The sequence below is a fragment of the Paenibacillus shenyangensis genome (genome assembly GCF_000346635.1).
Taxonomy (GTDB): domain Bacteria; phylum Bacillota; class Bacilli; order Paenibacillales; family Paenibacillaceae; genus Saccharibacillus; species Saccharibacillus dauci.
The window spans coordinates 18,366-36,600 of record NZ_AOIG01000004.1; the positions used below are offsets into that span (position 1 = coordinate 18,366).

General features: G+C 47.4%; 17 protein-coding genes. 8 read left to right on the forward strand and 9 right to left on the reverse strand.

The window, feature by feature from the left end; all coding sequences use genetic code 11:
* Positions 1–34: 34 nt before the first annotated feature.
* The 3 genes from H065_RS0102975 to H065_RS0102985 all read right to left on the reverse strand — a co-directional run bounded on the left by H065_RS0102975 (position 35) and on the right by H065_RS0102985 (position 4,038).
* A complete protein-coding gene (locus H065_RS0102975) occupies positions 35–976 on the reverse strand; it encodes a carbohydrate ABC transporter permease (RefSeq protein WP_017811527.1) in 942 nt (313 codons plus the stop codon).
* Between the two features lie 13 nt (positions 977–989).
* Positions 990–1,859, reverse strand: coding sequence for an ABC transporter permease (locus tag H065_RS0102980; RefSeq protein WP_152425786.1), 870 nt, complete (start codon positions 1,857–1,859; stop codon positions 990–992).
* Positions 1,860–2,154: 295 nt separating this feature from the next.
* Positions 2,155–4,038: a sensor histidine kinase gene (locus H065_RS0102985; RefSeq protein WP_238557867.1), complete on the reverse strand. Its 1,884-nt coding sequence runs from the start codon at positions 4,036–4,038 to the stop codon at positions 2,155–2,157.
* 387 nt (positions 4,039–4,425) lie between these two features.
* Here H065_RS0102985 and H065_RS0102990 point away from each other — a divergent pair, with 387 nt between their 5' ends.
* Complete coding sequence (locus H065_RS0102990) at positions 4,426–4,698, forward strand: hypothetical protein (RefSeq protein ID WP_017811530.1); 273 nt, start codon at positions 4,426–4,428, stop codon at positions 4,696–4,698.
* Positions 4,699–4,903: 205 nt separating this feature from the next.
* Here the strand turns inward: H065_RS0102990 and rnhA are convergent, their stop codons facing one another.
* Together rnhA and H065_RS0103000 are read right to left on the reverse strand one after the other, a co-directional pair.
* Entirely contained in the window at positions 4,904–5,587 is a 684-nt protein-coding gene (rnhA, locus tag H065_RS0102995; protein ID WP_017811531.1) for a ribonuclease H, read from the reverse strand.
* A 90-nt stretch (positions 5,588–5,677) separates the two neighbouring features.
* Complete coding sequence (locus H065_RS0103000) at positions 5,678–6,904, reverse strand: MFS transporter (protein WP_017811532.1); 1,227 nt, start codon at positions 6,902–6,904, stop codon at positions 5,678–5,680.
* 836 nt (positions 6,905–7,740) lie between these two features.
* Here H065_RS0103000 and H065_RS25045 point away from each other — a divergent pair.
* Together H065_RS25045 and H065_RS25050 are read left to right on the forward strand one after the other, a co-directional pair.
* Positions 7,741–8,250 (forward strand): hypothetical protein, encoded by a 510-nt coding sequence (locus tag H065_RS25045; protein WP_017811533.1) that lies wholly within the window; start codon positions 7,741–7,743, stop codon positions 8,248–8,250.
* A gap of 19 nt (positions 8,251–8,269) precedes the next feature.
* Positions 8,270–8,476 (forward strand): hypothetical protein, encoded by a 207-nt coding sequence (locus H065_RS25050; protein ID WP_017811534.1) that lies wholly within the window; start codon positions 8,270–8,272, stop codon positions 8,474–8,476.
* Positions 8,477–8,652: 176 nt separating this feature from the next.
* Here H065_RS25050 and H065_RS0103015 read toward each other — a convergent pair whose 3' ends face one another.
* From H065_RS0103015 to H065_RS0103030, 4 genes are all read right to left on the reverse strand, one after another.
* Positions 8,653–10,719 (reverse strand): class I SAM-dependent methyltransferase, encoded by a 2,067-nt coding sequence (locus tag H065_RS0103015; protein ID WP_017811535.1) that lies wholly within the window; start codon positions 10,717–10,719, stop codon positions 8,653–8,655.
* A 256-nt stretch (positions 10,720–10,975) separates the two neighbouring features.
* Complete coding sequence (locus tag H065_RS0103020) at positions 10,976–12,148, reverse strand: pectin acetylesterase-family hydrolase (protein ID WP_017811536.1); 1,173 nt, start codon at positions 12,146–12,148, stop codon at positions 10,976–10,978.
* A 58-nt stretch (positions 12,149–12,206) separates the two neighbouring features.
* Positions 12,207–13,571 carry a hypothetical protein gene (locus H065_RS0103025; RefSeq protein ID WP_017811537.1) on the reverse strand — a complete coding sequence of 455 codons (1,365 nt, stop codon included), beginning with the start codon at positions 13,569–13,571 and terminating at the stop codon, positions 12,207–12,209.
* Positions 13,568–14,275: a M50 family metallopeptidase gene (locus tag H065_RS0103030; protein ID WP_017811538.1), complete on the reverse strand. Its 708-nt coding sequence runs from the start codon at positions 14,273–14,275 to the stop codon at positions 13,568–13,570. Before H065_RS0103030 ends, H065_RS0103025 begins: the two co-directional genes overlap by 4 nt.
* A gap of 300 nt (positions 14,276–14,575) precedes the next feature.
* On the opposite strand from H065_RS0103030, the gene H065_RS0103035 reads away from it, so the two are divergent.
* The 5 genes from H065_RS0103035 (at position 14,576) to H065_RS0103055 (ending at position 18,047) form a co-directional block, all read left to right on the forward strand.
* Positions 14,576–14,941, forward strand: a complete 366-nt coding sequence (locus H065_RS0103035; RefSeq protein ID WP_017811539.1) for a GIY-YIG nuclease family protein — start codon at positions 14,576–14,578, stop codon at positions 14,939–14,941.
* Positions 14,938–15,450, forward strand: a complete 513-nt coding sequence (locus tag H065_RS25055; protein WP_017811540.1) for a hypothetical protein — start codon at positions 14,938–14,940, stop codon at positions 15,448–15,450. The genes H065_RS0103035 and H065_RS25055 overlap by 4 nt, the downstream gene beginning before the upstream one ends.
* A 317-nt stretch (positions 15,451–15,767) precedes the next feature.
* The gene (locus H065_RS0103045) at positions 15,768–16,688 is read left to right on the forward strand and encodes an AEC family transporter (protein WP_017811541.1); all 921 of its coding nucleotides are present in this window, start codon (positions 15,768–15,770) and stop codon (positions 16,686–16,688) included.
* Positions 16,689–16,734: 46 nt separating this feature from the next.
* A complete protein-coding gene (locus tag H065_RS0103050; protein WP_017811542.1) occupies positions 16,735–17,013 on the forward strand; it encodes a hypothetical protein in 279 nt (92 codons plus the stop codon).
* Positions 17,014–17,276: 263 nt separating this feature from the next.
* Complete coding sequence (locus H065_RS0103055; RefSeq protein WP_017811543.1) at positions 17,277–18,047, forward strand: peptidylprolyl isomerase; 771 nt, start codon at positions 17,277–17,279, stop codon at positions 18,045–18,047.
* Positions 18,048–18,235: the final 188 nt, after the last annotated feature.

Sequence of the window (18,235 nt, forward strand, 5' to 3'; positions counted from 1 at the left end):
ATTGCAAAATTAAAACCATACTGCCCGGATACATTCAGCCTTTGACCGCGCCGACGGTAATCCCTTTGATAAAATAGCGCTGAACGAACGGATAGAATAAAATGACCGGTCCGGTAGCGACGACTGCTGTTGCCATCTTCATCGTTTCCAGTGGCACATCACTCATCGCTACATTGGAGGACGCCGCCGAATTACGGATAAAGTCGGCGCTGGTGACCACATTGTAGAGGAATAACTGCAGTGGACGATAATCCATATCCGGCGACAGGAATAACATCGCATGATACCACTCATTCCAGTATCCAAGGGCGATAAACAGTCCGATCGTTGCCAGTGCCGGTGTAGACATTGGCAGAATCAACCGCAGAAAAATGGTAAAGTCGCCAGCTCCGTCAATTTTGGCAGATTCGGTAATCGCATGTGGAATAGAGCGAACAAAGCTTTTCATCATAATAATCAGAAAAGGGGTCAGCAGTCCCGGCAGCAGCACCGCCAGATAGTTGTCCTTGAGTTCCAGGTACTGGGTGATCAGCAGGTAGAACGGTACCAGTCCGCCGGAGAACAGAGTCGTAAAGTAAATAAAAAAGGAAATACGATTTCGGTACGAGAAATCCGGTCGCTGCAGTGCATATCCGGTCATCGCTACGATAAACAAACCAACGATCGTACCGACAACGGTAATGCCCATCGTGACCAGATACGATCCGATAATCAGCTTGGGATTCTCGAATACAATCTGATAGGCAAAGGTACTGAATTCATGCGGCCAGATATTGAATCCATGCTGCTTGACTGCACTCTCGCTCGTAAAGGATGTGCCCAGAATAAGCAGAAATGGCAGCAGACATGAAATGGCAAACAGGCTGATAAAAATATAACCGGCCCAGCGTACAATAATTTCACTCTTATCCTGCCGGATACGTGCAGGTCGCGGAGGATTGCTGCCAATCAGGTCCATTTTGCTGTTGATATCCATCGCTGTGCACCTCCTAGAATAATGAGTTTTCCGGGGAAACTTTTTTGACGATCCAGTTGGCAGTCAGTACGACAACAAATCCGAATATGGACTGATACAGACTGACGGCACTACCCATCGAGAAGTTGAAATTGGTCATCAGCGAGCGGAATACATAGGTCTCGATAATATCAGTGCTGGCGTACAATGCCGTGTTATTGGCACCCACGAGATTAAAAAATAGTCCAAAATTGCCTTTGAGAATACCGCCGAGCGAGAACAGCAGCAGAATAATGAATGTAGGCTTGAGCCATGGAATAACGATATGAACAATCCGCTGGAAGGCATTCGCTCCATCAATCTCCGCGGCTTCCACAATCTCCGTATCCAGTCCCATAATAGCGGCAAAGTAAATGATTGAACCATAGCCTGTTGTCTGCCAGAGATAGGTAATGATAATGATAAATGGCCACAGATGCGGCTCCGAGTAAGCTTTGACCGGGTCCATGCCGAGCGCGCCGAGTACACCGTTCAGCAGACCATAGTCATAACTGAGGATATTGTAGGCGAGCAGACCCACCAGTACAGCCGATATAAAATAAGGCAGAAACATCAGCGTTTGCGATACTTTTTTGAACCATTTCTTGCGGATTTCATTCAGCAAAATCGCTACGGTAATCTGCGCGATATTGCCAAGCAGGATAAAAGCCAGATTATAGGCGATCGTGTTGAAAGTGAGTCTCCATAGATCCCCGGTCATGATAAGGAATTTGAAGTTATCCCATCCAACAAATGGACTGCCAAAAATGCCATCTGTATAATTGTATTTCACAAATGCCAGATACAGGCCGGGCATCGGTAAATAAGCAAATATACAGAAGAAAATGACGGCCGGACAACACATTAGCAAGAGCACACGGCTATTGTGAAACTGCTTGCGCCGGGAACGTTTTACACGCACGGCAGGGATTGATTTTGCGGTATCCAATGAATGATTCCTCCTTTGTGCTCTGGCTCAGGGAGTCAGGTGTAAAATGGGCTATTGGGTATCGGTATGGTTTACCCTTTTATTGTAAGCGTTTTCTTTATGCTTTTTATTACACTATTCTGCTATACCCTTTCAATATTCTGCTATATTTAAGCGGATAATTACGATTCCATACGAAAAAGCCATTCTGCTTTTCCGGTCAGGACACGCATCAGCTGCGTGTCGCGAGTGGAAAAGTCAGAATGGCTTCGGTACCTTCACCTTTTTTACTATAAAATTCCAGACTGCCATCCATCGCTTCAATAATGCGGAAGGTGACCATCAGGCCAAGTCCGGTTCCTTTGGTCTTATTGGAGAAATAAGGTTCCCCAAGTCGTGCCAGTTCTTCATCCGTCATACCCGAGCCGTTATCCTTGATATGCAGCTCGATATGATTCTCGTGTTCGATGGTCCATACCCGCACATACCCTTCCTTGTGTACCGCTTCAATACTGTTCTTGATGATATTGATGCAAGCCTGTTTGAACTTGGAAGAGTTGCCCCGGATCTGCAGATGCTGCGGCACCTGAATCTGCAGTACACTTCCCTGCAGACTGGCCAGCGGCCGCATAATATTCTCGATATGCTGGAATTCTTCATACAGGTTAAGCGTCTCTGTCTTCTCAAATTGCGGTTTGGCAAAGGTAAGGAAATCCGTAATAATATTGGCTGCGCGATCCAGTTCCTCCAATGCCATCCTCAGATGCTCCCGGCCCTTGTCATCCGTATTCATCTGGGTGAGCTGCAGGAAGCCACGGGTCACCTGCAACGGATTACGTACTTCATGGGCTACCGAAGCTGCCAGTTCGCTGATCATATCCATTTTCTCGGAACGCTGTAGTTCATTATTGAACAATTCCAGCTGCTGAGAATACTGGAGCACCTGCCGCTGATTCTCTGCAAACACTCTGCCCATAATAGCGATCAGGGAAATAACGAAGAAGATGACGCCCCATTTCCACAGGAACAGCTTGTAATCTCCATCTTCCAGATAGAACCAGATCAGCTCGCTGGCCGTAATCAGCGCAAAAGTGGTAAATCCGGAAGCGAAAATAATCGCTGCCCGGTTCTTCTGCAGTGCATATCGGATCGTAATAATCATAAACAGAATCAATCCTGCCAGAATGAACAATCCCAGGATCAGTACCGAGATTACATAGTAAATTTTGAAATAACGATCATGAGTCAATACGTTGGCAATCAGTGTCAGTACACAGAATCCCGAATATACATACTGCACCCGCTTCAGCTTGTAGATCATATCCCGGTAGCCTCTGCCGAATACACTTTCAAAAAACTCATAAAAGGCAGGGACCAGCACGAACAGACTGACATCAAACCCAAGGGCATATAGCCTGTCCCCATCGGGATAAAAAGTAAACAGAAACGGGGAATAAGTCACTATAACGCTACCCAGAGCCAAAATGACGATACAAAGACTGACCCACATCCTGCGAGAGCGCCCTTTCAGGAATACGGAACAAAAAGCCATAATAAAGGCTACAAAGATAAATGAGAACCCAATAACCACATCTACCAGATCGGAGCTGACATAAGTGGTTAGAATATCCTGATAGTCGCCGATCAGGATGCCGTTGGTCAGACCGATTTTCTCCCGGGCGGATTCGACCCAGATATAAATCATTTTATAGGAATCCTGCTGGGTTAGCGGCAGGAGCAGCTGGTTCTGCTCATACGCGTAGCCGCGGCGTGATTCATAGATTTTATTATCATCCAGATAGACGATTACATGCTTGCCCTGTAGCTCCCGGATCAGCAGACCGGAAGTGTTCCAGTTCAGTTCCGGAAGCGGAATCCGTATCCATGCGGAGGAACTGTTGACCGGCTTGCCGTCTTTCATCAGCTGTGAGGATGTCCAGTAGCTGTTCTGATCATCATTCCACGGCTTGGAAGTGAAGCTGTTCTGTGCTTGCCATCGGACCTGCCAATAATCGATACGCTGGAACTTCTGGTCTTCTCTTGCATTGGCAGACAAAGACAATGCCAGCATCGCCATGATAATGAAGAGTAGGAATATAATTAAGGCTTTGGGCATAAACTTCATAGTGCACCTCATTATTCATATACTGTCTGGTGATACCAATATACTTCATTGTTAGCAGAACGAACTTGATTTTGATAAATATGTATATTTCCCTATTGTACCTTATAAAGCGCTATTTCATAACTATTATTATACTTGTTTGTACATGTTGCATATACATAAATTACGGAAGAATCAGTAAAATTCATTCTACACATGAAAAATATGCCAGAGTAAGTTGCGTCACGACCTGTCATTTCTCGTCAAAAACAGCCTTTTCTGTTGTCAGTGTATCAGGTATCCTCAAGCACCCCATGTTTGGCAGAATAGCAACAAGGGTAACCTCTGATAAGGGGACCGATTTCCTCTGGAACATTATTCCGAAGGAGATGATGAATAATGACAGACAACAAACACTATGATGATGTATTCTGGAAAACAAGAAATTCACTGATGGATGATGAAGATTCACAGCCCGCAGGGGAAGATGCAGAGGTAGAACTCCCAAGAGATGCAGAACTTGCCGTGATTCAACCGGAACGGATGGATCCAAAAGAATATGAGAGTATTGCAGACGAAGAAGATGCCGGTATGCATCCACAAGCCGACCCGGAAGATATCGAATCCGATGCTGCACTTGCTCGTGAAGAAGACATGGACGAAAATAAATAAAAACAACATAGAAGCCGCATAAAAAATAACCAGTGTACAGCCATTCAATAAAAGCCGGAGGCGATCAGGATATCCTGATCACTTCCGGCTTATTTGAATGAATAATTTATCAAAGTAGGATGGCAGCCATAAGAGCTGCACATGTTGTACCTTTCAGCCTGTGCACTGTCTTTTCGTACCGATGTCGCCCAACCTGGAATGCTGATTATTTCCGTCCATAATCCGCTTTGATTTCGCCCCAGCTACGTGTTTCCCATTTGAGCAGCTTATTGCTGTACGTATTCGTGCGCAGCCATTGCTCTGCGCGATCGACCAGCTCCCAAATCTCGGCTGTGGAAGCATCACGTACCAGAGTAGAAGCTGCCTTTTTCTGCCGAACCCATTTCAGGGCATTCTCGGAATCACTATATACCGTTTTACTGCTGCCCTGGCGCTTCAAGTAGGCAAGAGCATGCACAATAGCGAGAAATTCGCCCATATTGTTGGTGCCTTTGGCGATAGGTCCGCAGCTAAAAATAGTCTGGCCGGTACGTGTATCTACTCCCTTGTACTCAACAGGTCCGGGGTTGCCGCGTGTACCTACATCAACAGAGATGCTGTCATAATCGATCTGATCCATTGGAATGCTCGTCGATGCAGCCGTCCGTTTGCCGTAGCTTGCTGTTCGGGAACTTCCTTTTGATGAAGAACTGCCAGTACTACCGGATTTACCCTGTCCCCAGTGTTTTTTCCAGCCTTCGCTGTAAGCTTTATCTGCTTCCGCACGGGATTCGTAGGATTTGTATTTGGCATCCTTGTAGCCACTCGTCTGCTTTTGGCACTCCGGCCATGATGTATAGATTCCGGGCTGGTGCCCTTCCCATACTACATAATATTTTGACTTTGCCATATCTTTTGTATGCCTCCATTGCCTCAGCCTGCACATGTTCGCAGGCTGTCCTTGTACATATTTATGCACAGACTATTTATGTACCTTCCATTATGGCTGTTCGGTACGTATTTTGGCAACCGGTTCGGCAGGTGCAGCAGGTATCTCCCAGCTGCGCCGTGTTACCATAAAGGCACATACGAGCAGCAGCAGTCCATTGATAATAAAGACAAACCGGATGTCCAGCCACGACCCGAGTACTCCACCAATCACAGGACCTGCCATTGTAGCAATCTGGGATGCCGACTGATTCAGTCCAAATGCCCGTCCACGGAAATCTGCCGGTGTTACCCGGACAATCATTGCATTGATCGACGGCAGTACAGCCGCAAAGAACAATCCGTAGCCAAACCGCAGCGCGCCAAATCCCCATATATCCGTAAAGAAAAATTGCAGCATATTACCAACGCCACTGCCCAGCAGTCCGATCAGCAGCACTTTGCCAAATCCGATCCGGCTGCCTATTTTGCCCCAGCGTGGTGCCATGATCAGAGTCGCAATACCAACAGCCGAGAATACAATGCCAGCACTGAGTGATGCATTATTCGTAGAGACGCCCATACTTTTTACATAGATGGTAATCAGCGGTTCCAGAATCATCACCGAGAAGTTGGCTACCCCTGTCAGCAGCAGCAATGACATGAACAATCGATTGGACGCCGCCTGCTTAATATCATCCAGCACATGAGAACGCTGGGCAGACCGATTAAAATTATGCTCCTTGGCCCAGATCGTCGCAATCAAAGCAGCAATCAGCACGATCAACGCCGAGAACAAAAAGGCATTACGGTTACCAAAATAATAACTGACCACCCCGCCGATCAGCGGGCCGATAATCGTTCCTGTCGCTCCCGAAGTTGCCATGACGCCAAGCGCATACCCTGTTTTATTCTCGGGGGTATTTGTTCCGACAAGTGCAATCGACGCCGGTACAAACCCTGCCAACAGCCCCTGACAGAGACGAACCACGAGAAACACATACGGATCGGTCACAAAGTAGCTGACCAGATACAGAACCGCCAGACTGAATCCCGAACGGATCAGCATCGGCTTGCGTCCGTACTTGTCCGACAGCGATCCCCAGAATGGCGAAATCAATGCACTCGCCAGAAACGTAATGCCAAATGCAACGCCTGACCAGATCTCCAGATGATCGGTCACTCCAAGTTCCGTTTCCATAAAAATCGGCAAAAACGGAATAGAAATCGAATACGCCGTACTACAAAAAAATACGCCAAGCCATAATACAATGAGATTTCTTTTCCATGGAAACTCCATCCAGGCAGACACATCCTTTCAATTATCGACCATTTTACTCTTGTTTGACGGAAAGTCCAAATCATTGGAGGGCGTATTTTGCTTTGAGAAGTGACGTATTGCTTCGAAGCAGTCTATAGCGTTAGGCTTCCGGAATGATACAGGGTTGGGTAAATGATAAAGCGCTTCGGGAAGGGATTATCCTGCTGACCTCCGATTAAGCACCGGATATGTCTGAATCACCGCTGCCGCGGTACATATCCGGTGCTTAAAGGTCGGTTTGCAGGATAATTCCCTTCTCTTCGCTCCGTGCTAAATGTTACTACTAGTGCTTTTTAGTAGTTTATATCTATTCATTTCATAAAAGAAAAGGGACACACACGGAGAGAATAATTAGAAATTCTGCAAAAGCACTTATTATTCAGGATGGCAAAATGCTGGCTTTGAAGATGGATGATTAGGGTTCCAATTAGACCGGTTTCAACTATTGGAATGGATTGCACAGAGCGAAGGAAAGGGAATTGTCCTGCAGGCCGACATTTAAGATCGGATATTTACCGCGATCAGCGGTGATTCCAAATATCCGATCTTAACCGGAGGCAAGCAGGACAATCCCTTTCCGCAGCGGTCTACCACCCAACCTTCTCACCAACTCCACCAACAATTTCAGCTTTCCATTCCAATCAGCACATATCGTTCAATCATCTCAATTACTCACGCTTCCCGCTGAATTTAGCAAGAAAGATGTCATCCCGCACAATTTGGGGTAAGAACGATTAAGACATTTTACACAATCGACTTTTACAATAAATGGACCACCGCAATAAACGTCCATACCGACCGAGGAGATGAATATAATGAGTAACGAATTTGATAATAACAGAGATGCTGCTGCACAGGAGTATAATCGTTATCGCACGATAGACCCGGTAACCGCACGGGATGAAGAAGAACTGCAAGCCATTCCCGCAGATGATCTGGATCTGATCAATCCGACTGTACGCGATGAAGAAGGCATCCGGCCGGTAATTCGCGAGGACAATTCGGTACAGGATCTGGAACCTCGTCTAGCTTCAGATGATATCGATCTGCATCGTCATACGATTGATCTGGATACCCATGCTGATCAGCTGGATACCGGCACCAATGCCGTAGATCAGGGTATTATGAATAATGCACAGGACGATTCAATAATCGAAGATGGGCCCCTGCCGGATATTCCGGATGCAGATGAGCTGAATGGCGGCGAGACGCCGGAAGATCCATCGGTACCTTCTTCATATGATCAGGATGCACACGGTACAGATCTGCGCAACGGTTCTACCGGCGAAGATGATCCGGATCGCTTTGAACGTCGCGACCGCTAAATTCAAGGAGGAATAAAGGATGACTGAACATAAGCAGAACCCCAATGAGGACAATCTGGTTACCGAACGGGATACGGATCCCAAATTTGGACTGTTCCGTGAAGATTCCTTTCCCGATTCCGGTACGGATGAAGTACAGAAGCGTGTAATTGAAAATGAACTGCCGCGGGATAACCAGCTTCCCGAGCATGAAGAAGACATTGACGATGAAGATACTCGCGGTTGAGGTTGAATCTGTAATGATACGTGGATCAAGGAGTGGATTCGCGAATCCTGGATGGATCTGATCCACGACAACTCTATACATCACTATATATACCAAAAAGCGATCCGCCTTTTTACAGGCACGGATCGCTTTTTGGCATATTACATATTAACTACATACATCAGATTATCGCAGAACTACAGCTTCTCAATCACAATAATACAGGTACTATCCGGCAGGCGGACCTCTTCATCCCACTCATCATGCAGCTGTATCCGGTGACGAAGTGCATCGGTGTATCCTTCCTGCAGAAAGGCTTCCATATGCACGATATTCGCCTGTTCTCCCAGCGTCTCGTGAATCAATGTCCGATACTGCAGCGGTGTCATATAACCAAACTGTTCCTGCACCTCATGCACATACGCCTCTTCGCCCCACGTATACGTGTACAGAAATTCCATCGCATCATTTACCGGCATAATCACCTGCTGATCGCCAATTCTCTCATACTGGATTTCCCTGCCTTCAAAATCTTCGGCATACCGTTCCAGCGCCTCCATTCCTCCTTCTTCCAGGAACGTAATCTTGCGCTGCTGCACAGTCGGTTCGGTCATAATGCCATCACGAATAATAATCCGTCCTCCGGTCGATAATACTTCAAAGGCACTGTGCAGGGCAGCAGCTACGGTCTCCAGATTGAACTTGCGTCCATTAAAAGGAACATACGAGTACAACTCATGCAGGATCGAGGAGAACAGAATCGTATCTACACTGCCTGGTGTCACATATTCCTGCAAAGCAAGTGCATCTCCCTTGATCACTTCCCAGCGGTGTCCTTCCCGCTGCTTTTTGCGGTTCAGCGACTCAATGACATTCTCGGAAATATCGATACCAATTGCACGCACCTCCGGCATCTCCGCTTCCAGCAGATCGAGCATAATGCCGCCGCCCGGTCCGATATCCAGCACGGTCTGTCCGACTACATCGCGCAACAACAGCTTTTTGTAATCGATCGTCTGATTCATCGTTTCCAGATAACTATCCTCATTATGGAAACGGTCGTATGCATCACGGCGCAGATCGAACAGATCGAACAGCATCAGCACGGCTTTCTCATACAATGGCGATTTCTCGGCTTCCATGCAGAATTCGATCAGCTTCTCGGCAGCCGGGGAAAAGGTAAAGTTAAAAAATACGGTATCTGCAATATGCGGTTCCATCGCCAATTCAGATTTCAGATGCGGACTGGACAGATCGAGCCGTCCAGAACGCAGATCGTCCCAATCCCAATCGGCAAGATATTTCTCGATAATACGCTTTTTGTACAGATTGATCTTTTTGGTTCCTCTATAATCATAGTACATGCTGTTCATCATGCGCTCAAAGCTGATATGACGTATCTGCTCTCCAGTTTGACTGCTGATCAGCAGGAAGATTTTGCTGAATTCCTCCATCGAAAAATCCTTGAGTGCAGCTTCTACATACCAGAAAGTACGACCAGCCAGCTGTTCGAACGCCTGATCCAGATCAATCTGCCGGCGTAGCTTCTCCAGCTGTTCCAGTGTATTCTCTCCATAGGCAGCACTACCGGTACGCAGACGCAGAATACGATCCTGCACAGTTACATTCTCGGGCTGCTCTCCATAGACAATGGCATGGATCAGCTGTACCAATTCATCGCGTACACGCTGCCATAGCTCTGTCGACACTGCCTCAATCACACAGCGATTCAGTACCAGCAACGTGCTCTTCATTTCTTCCGGTGACAATATGCCTTCAGCTACAATCTCCGTTAATAAATGGTTCTCATGAAAAGGCACTTCTCCGCGCAGATACTGCCCCAGCAGTCCATGAGTACGAATGAGTGCAGTAACCAACCGGGTTCGATCATGTTCCGGCTCCAAAGCAGCACGTTCGTACAGTTCCGCTGACCCTTCATTATGTACAAACAGGTTGATCCCCTGCTCCTGCCAGCTGATCCGGTCGCGTACCGATCCTCCTTTGGCTGTCTCCGACCACATCAATGTCTCTTCCACAATATCTCGTAGCCAGAATGATACCCGCAGCTGATCCAGAATACGCAGGGTGCGTTCTACATAATCCAGTACCGGATTCGCCTCATTCAGCTCCTGCAGCGTACTCACCCGCTCCAGATTGACGATCCGTTCCTCGGCGGATACCAGATAATTCAGCCATGGTGTGCTGAATGGCAGCAACGGACCTGCATTACGATAAGATTCGATAGCGACAAGTGCATGCAGCATAATAATTCCCTCATTTCCGATAGTGATTATGATGGTGGTGCCCCGGCGGTCGAACACTACAGATTTCAGCCAGATTCCAGCTTCTGTATTCGGCAGTATTTATACAAAAAAAGGATTGTACCCGCCTAACGAATACAATGCCTCTTTCCTGATATTTAGTGCGCGGGGTCAGACAGTCCGCTTGTCCACTGTCCATATACTACCCGCTCCTCTTCTCTCTTCGTGATTACTGATTTAATCATGAACTGCAACGGTTCTATTCCCGTCCGGGAAACTCGACAAACTCCTTGCCGACCGAATAACGTTTGTCTTCGTTAACGATATCACCGAGCCAGCGACTCAGCTTCACGCCGCTTTCCTGAGCAGAATAGAATACTTTGTAGGGTGACAATGTATGGGGAGTACCACGTCTTTTTTTGCCGCTGCCCACTCCATAATCGGTGATGAAAAAGTAATAGTCCGGCAATTCTTGCTGCAGGCGGTGTGCCGAGTTCAGCATGCCGAGTGACCATTCATTGGTAATCTCCAGATCATCACTGACCAGTCCTTCGGTTCGTCCATTTAGTACGGCTTCATAGGAAGGCAGCACTTTGTCATAGACCGTGTTGGACTGCAGCAATACGGTTCCCTCAGGCAGCAGACGATGATTCGCCCGGAACGCAGCGCCGATAATATCATCTTCGATCGCATAGCCATATCGTTTCAGGAAGTCCGCTTTCCAGACTTCGTCGATAATATGCGGCCACTGGTGGGAGGACAGATAGGCTCCATCGGCATAATGATACAGCTGTGCCTGTGGATAATGCTCGGCAATATACGGTGCCCAAAAGGCAGAACCGAATCCCCCTGCACTTGCTCCGGCAATCAGCAGTTTGTCCGGTGCCGGCACATGCTTGAACATCCAGTCGAGTCCCTTGAGCGTATTGGCACGCCCGCTGTAATGAGCGGTGAATGTGAGTTTGCCACGGTCCTTGTATTTCACCTGATGGTCACCGATGTGGAAATCTCCTGTCGCATAAGGAACATAGATAATATTCCAGTCACGGAACGGATTGTCTTTGCGCTGATTATCCAATATACCTCCCAGCAGATCTGGCTTGTAGAACGGAATATTGGCAAAATAATAACCCAGCTCATGATTGTGCAGCAGTGTGCGCAGTCCAAAAGGCTTGGTCGCTGTATTACGATTCCAACTGATCCCTCCGCCGGAAAAGTACACCATCAGATTATTGCTGCGGCCCCGCTTGGTCAGCAGGTAGTAGGAAGATCCGTCTCCCGATACCGCGCGGCCGCTCAGATCGACACGGCTCCATTTGTACAGCGGAGAATCGGCAAAATTGACTACCCGGGACGGACGTTTAATAATAAAAACGATAATGGCTATCAGGACCAGAGCAAGCATCAACCATTCGACACTGGACACGATCATGTTGTTTCCTCTTTTCTATAACTCTCTCGAAATGAACGATGTGAAATGGTTTTTTTATTTATTTTTGGCGAATCACGGTGACCCGTGTTTTACGGGGAGTACGATTGGCTTTGCGGCCTTTGAGCAGCCACAGATCCGGGGTATCGCGAATATCGCGAATTTCCAGCTGAAAAGGTGTGGTTGGCAGCGCTCTGGCAAAGCGCAGGAACAGCCGATTGCCATCCACGGCGGAGTGGCTGACTTTCCATTCACGCGGCTTGCTCAGGCCGGTCGACAAATGCAGCACGACGCTGCCTACCGAATCGGGATCAATCCGTTTGTTGTACGTGATCATCACCTCGTGCTCATCCAGCAACAGTCCCGAAGAAGGCAGCGGCGGCTCGGCATACATATATCCGCCAATATGATACTCGTAAGCAGTCCACGTCTGATAGCCAAGCGCATAAGCCTGATGTTCAAAATCATCGACCCAGCGGCGCCCTTTGATCATGCTTGCTTTGGAGCCGATATCTGCCTGGATACCGAGCGGCAGATTCGGATAACGTTCCCGGATCGGTGCTGCAACCGGCTCATATTCGCGGATATAATCAGCGCCCAGTCCCCGTTTCATCCAGTCCGGCCAGTGAGTCTGCAGCACATGCAGATCCGGACGCACCTTCTCGATCATGGACAGCGGATCGAGTCCCTGCCATTCACGCAGTTTCTCTATAGCATCCGCTTCCCGGACAGCCAGTGACCAGGTCGCCACCTTGATATCCGGACGCACCTGCCTTGCCCCTTTTTCCCCATTGATCAGCTCATCGATCAGATGATTTACAGCATTAACGCGCAGATCGGTCCAGGCCTGGTAAATATCCGGGATCCGCTTGTAATAATTGGATGCCGATTCATCCAGAAATTCGGGAATCTGCTCGCCATATTTGTCGTGAAAAGCCTGTCTTGCCAGCGGACCGATATCTCCATACACACCACGCGCGATGCCATTCCATTCCGGGAAATATGGCTCGGCCACTTCTACGCCGTCGAATGGCACATTTTCCAGCAGATAGGACAGCACTTCTTTTTTCCACTGGATATAATCGGTCGAGAAATGGGAAAAGCGTTCAAACCCATCATTGATTGGACGCAGAAGCTCCATTTTCCAGGAAGACCAGGATGGCGGAGCATGTTCTACGCTGAATGTACCGTTGCCCAGCACCAGCGCCCAGACAGCGATCTCCCTTTTCTGGAGAGCTTCGACGAGCCACTGGTCTACTTTTTGCTCATTGACTACAAAGTAATGCACTGTACGATACCCGGCGAGCATCAGCTCATCCGCGATACTGTCAGGGGAACGATCCGCATAATACGGAAATAGTGGATCGATCTGTATACTTGCGCCCCGCATCGCCCATGGGCGACTGCGATAAGGGTGATCATTCATCCGGCAAACCCTCCTGATGTTGAAGATGTTCTGGTACGCGGCGGTTTGCGCTTGCGCAAAAACAGCTGGGCAGAGATTTTGGCGCACCACAGGGAGAACCCGGCAAAAATAATGCCCCAAACTACAGCAGGCAGTATAAATTGGTGCGCCAGACCGGTCGCATCCCCTGCGGCTGAAGGACTGGTAATCGCCATAATCAAAATAGTTAACGAGGATAACACTGATTCTTCCAGTGTCAAAAACATAATCAGCAGATAATAGCCGTTGCGCAGCCATTCGGGACTGATCAGCATCAGAATGCTTACAATAACAAATCCAATCAGCCAGATTACGCCGAACCCCTGGTGCACATACAGAATCAGCATAATGAGCGCAATAACCGCCGTTATGATAATGCCAATCCGCTGCTGCCGCTTGTGATAGAGATAAAATAGCCAGATCACGAACAGAGAGGAGCCCATATACCCTGCTAGTCCAATCGGCAGTCCGCTCCATGCCGAGGTGATCATGGAATACGTCACTCCGCTATGATCTGCATTGAGTTCGATCCGGTTCACTCTCCCCGAGGTCATGAGCGTAACAATGGCATGGCAGAATTCATGAATCATCGTGTCCAGATTACGGAATAACGAAGAGAACGGGATCAGCCGGGTAAGCACTGCCGATCCAATGAGCAGGAGGATCAATTTAAGCCATTTGTTCAATACTCCACATCCTTATATGCTTTTTCATTTTGTGCTGTCTATATAGGTAGCAGCTTTATATAGTAGAAGCAGCTTCACAATTTGAAGGAACTGGTGCTGCACCAGAGTTTCTTTTATTTTAACGCTCGCTATCTTGCAATACAATTGATCGCCAAATGCTTATTATTACCCATTTGCCTATTTATTGACGTTATTCTTTAACTTTCATCTCTCCGTCTAATTATTTTGTAGACAATACATATTATTATCTATATTATATTAAATAAATGAGATGGTAATCTATTATGGGAGCTGAATAACATGAACCGTAGAAAAGAACTGCAAGAGCAGTACAAGGAAATAAAGACAGAAGCCGGTATCTATGAAGTACGCAATCTGCCGGAACAAAAAATATGGGTGACGAGTACACCCAATCTGCGTACGATCAATGGTTCGCTATTCTCTCTGGAAATGGGCAGCTTTATTCACCGCGAGCTGCAGGCGGACTGGACACGTCTTGGTAAGGATCAGTTCGAGGTGAACATCTTGGAAGTGCTCAAGCCGCTGGAGAACCCGTATGATCGAATCAAGGACAAGCTGCAGGATAAGGAAGAGGAATGGACCGAGCGTTTTCGCAGTGAAGGCATGAATCTGTATCTTCCTCTTCAGAAAAACACATCGGTATGATCAATCTCCATCAGGAACTGGAGCGAATCAGCGAAGTAGCCTTTTTCTCTTCACTGGGTCAGCCGCTGGCCGAGGAATTTGCAGCCAAGCTGCAGCCCGAGCTACCTTTTCTTCATTATATGCAGCTTCCGGATGTACAGGAGACTTTTGTACAGCCGACCTTGCCCGAATGGATCAAGCTGCAATCGGCTGTACGCTGGCTGCCCTCCTCTCCAACAGAACCAGACCCTTTCTACCCGGCGATGTCTGCCGATCCGCAGCTGCTGGATATCCGCAAACAAATCTATCAGGCCGTACTTCGCAAGACCCGTACTGCCCGGCCGGATACCCTGAAATGCAGACCGCATGATTTCACCACAGCAGCACGCCAGGCTGCCGGTTATGCCTATCGCCAGTATGCCATGGAACGTTATTACGATCTCGGCAGCAGCTGGCAGAGAATTATCCAACTATATGAAGCAGGACACTGGCCAGCCGGTTATGGCAAGGACACACTCGTATGGATATAGTCATGGGACAATTAGATGTATAAAAAAGGCAGAGACCGTAAATACGGCTTCTGCCTTTTTGTGTGTATGCAGCGATGATTGTTGCAGCTCTTTATGCCTACTGTAGCGACCGAATATTTATCTATTCATTACTCTATATAAAGTGACTATGGGATTCATTGTTCTTGGCAGATTACCTTGTATTCACCTTTCTGACCGGGAAACTATGGTATACTTTTGGTCGAACTGCCGGAATAAAGAGACTCCGGCTGAGGAGTGTTACATACTTATCTGACTGCTGCATACCGAGAGAAACAATATAGAAAGAAGTGAATTCCTTGTTTATAACTATCCTGTACAGCGTCGTACTGCCGATTATTGTACTGATTGTTGTCGGTTCGGTACTTCAGCGGATTTTTCAGCTGGATCTGTACACGCTATCCAAAATCAACTTTTACTGCATTACACCGGCGACGGTATTTATGAGTCTGTATCATTCGAATATGAATCCCGAGCTGCTAGGCAGTGTAGTACTGTTCTATGCCCTGTATATACTGATTCTGTATATTCTCGGCTCGCTCACTTCCCGGATTATGGGATACAAAGGTGGGAAAAAGGCTGCTTTTAACAATAGCATTATGCTGGATAACTCCGGCAATTACGGGTTGCCTGTCAATCAGCTTGTATTCAGCGGAGAACCACTGGCTGCGTCGATGCAGGCACTGATCATGTCCCTGCAGAGCCTGCTTACCTTTACCTATGGAGTTATCTCGATTCAGGGCTCCCGGCTGCAGGGTAACTATCGCAGCGTCATTATCGGATTCCTGAAAATGCCAGTACCCTATGCACTGGCACTTGGCCTGATCATGCATGCGCTCGCGATTCCGCTACCGACTGTGCTCGCCCAGCCGCTCACCTATGCCCAGCAGTCCATGGTCGCGATCGCACTGATCACGCTCGGTGCGCAGATCGTCAAATATCCACTGCGGCTCTATCGCAGCGATATCTATATCAGTATGGTGCTGCGACTGTTTGGCGGTCCATTAATCGGATTGATGCTGATTCTGCTGCTCGATATGCACGGGATTCCGGCACAGGCACTATTGATCGCATCCGCTATGCCTACAGGTGTAAATACATCGATTCTGGCAGAAGAATACCGTAATGAACCGGATTTTGCCGCCCAGACGGTACTTATTTCGACGATTGTGAATGTATTTACCATTACGGCCGTAATTACATTGTCCGGTCATTTATAGCAGATATATGTCAATCAGTGATTAACATGATAAAAGGAGGACGATAATGAGTGACAGTTTTTCACTGTTAGTGGGAGCATTAGGCGGTTTTATATTTTATGCTGTAATTATAGTAGCTATTATTTTTATCATCCAAAAACGATCGAAAACTTCCAATAAAATCAACCTGGTTCCCATTCTGCTTATCACTATGTTTTCTTTTTCAATATTGGCAATTAATCGATTAATGTATGGTGGTTTCTATTTTGATATTTTACTGGCTTTGTATTTGACAGCAATTATGGTGCTATCTTTTAAGCTGATCCAGCAAATACGCAACAAATAAATATTCTCTTTTCTCTAAGCCTTTTGAAATAGAAAGTAGGTAAGCATGATGGCTAATCTTCCCACTATTTCAAAGGGTCTTTTTTTCCTTTCGCACAGATATTTGCTTCATAACCCTACCTTGGTTTAAAGTCATAGTATATGTCCTGCAGTACCATCCCGGCGTTAGACGTTTCTTTTCGGATGATCCATCCGGCTTGAAATCGGTTAACGCCCGATGACGTGCCGAGGAAATTACCAACCCACTAAGGAGTGAAGACCTCTATGCTACGCCAACCGCGTAAAAATGTTGTATTTGTACTCGTATGTGCAGCCTTGTTCCTGATCATCGCTGGCTGCGGTAACAACAATGGAACGAGCAGTTCCACTACGGGCCAGACCGGTACTTCCAACAGTACGGAAACAAATGGCACTACCGGTTCGACTGGAACGACTGGTGACCAGAGCGGCTCTACAGCAACCGATACAGCGCAGACACCATCCGCAACTGATAACTCCGCTGACTTCAAGCAGGCCAATGACCCTATCGTAACCGTTGAAATGAATGATGGCCAAAAGATTGAAATCGAACTGTATCCCAAAGCAGCACCCAACAGCGTTAACAACTTTATTTCCCTCGTCAAAAAAGGATTCTATGATGGCCTGACTTTCCACCGCGTTATTCCGGGCTTCATGATCCAGGGTGGCGATCCCAACGGCGATGGCACTGGTGATCCGGGTTACAGCATCCCCGGTGAATTCAAATCCAATGGCGTGCAGAATGACCTGAAGCACACGGCAGGCGTACTGTCGATGGCACGTTCCGGCGATCCAAACTCCGGCGGCTCCCAGTTCTTCCTGATGGTAGCCGATGCTCCGCATCTGGATGGCGAGTATGCTGCATTTGGTAAAGTTATCAACGGTATGGAAGAAGTCAACAAGATCGTCAACCTGCCAACAGGTGCCAATGACAAACCTAACACTCCTCCTGTCATGAAAAAGGTAACCGTGGATACTAAAGGTGTCGATTATCCGGAACCCGAGAAAAGCAAATAAAAAGATTTATTCGACCAGCGCTTTCCATAGCGCTGGTTTTTTTTGATCCTTTCGGACCTGTGATGATTAGGTGAATCCATTCTTAGCTGCAGTATATAATGCTTCCCTATGCACTATGCTCTTCTTTGGCAGTACCTTTCCATAAAAAATGTCAATTTTTGTCGTTAAAATACCGAAATTCTATTTAG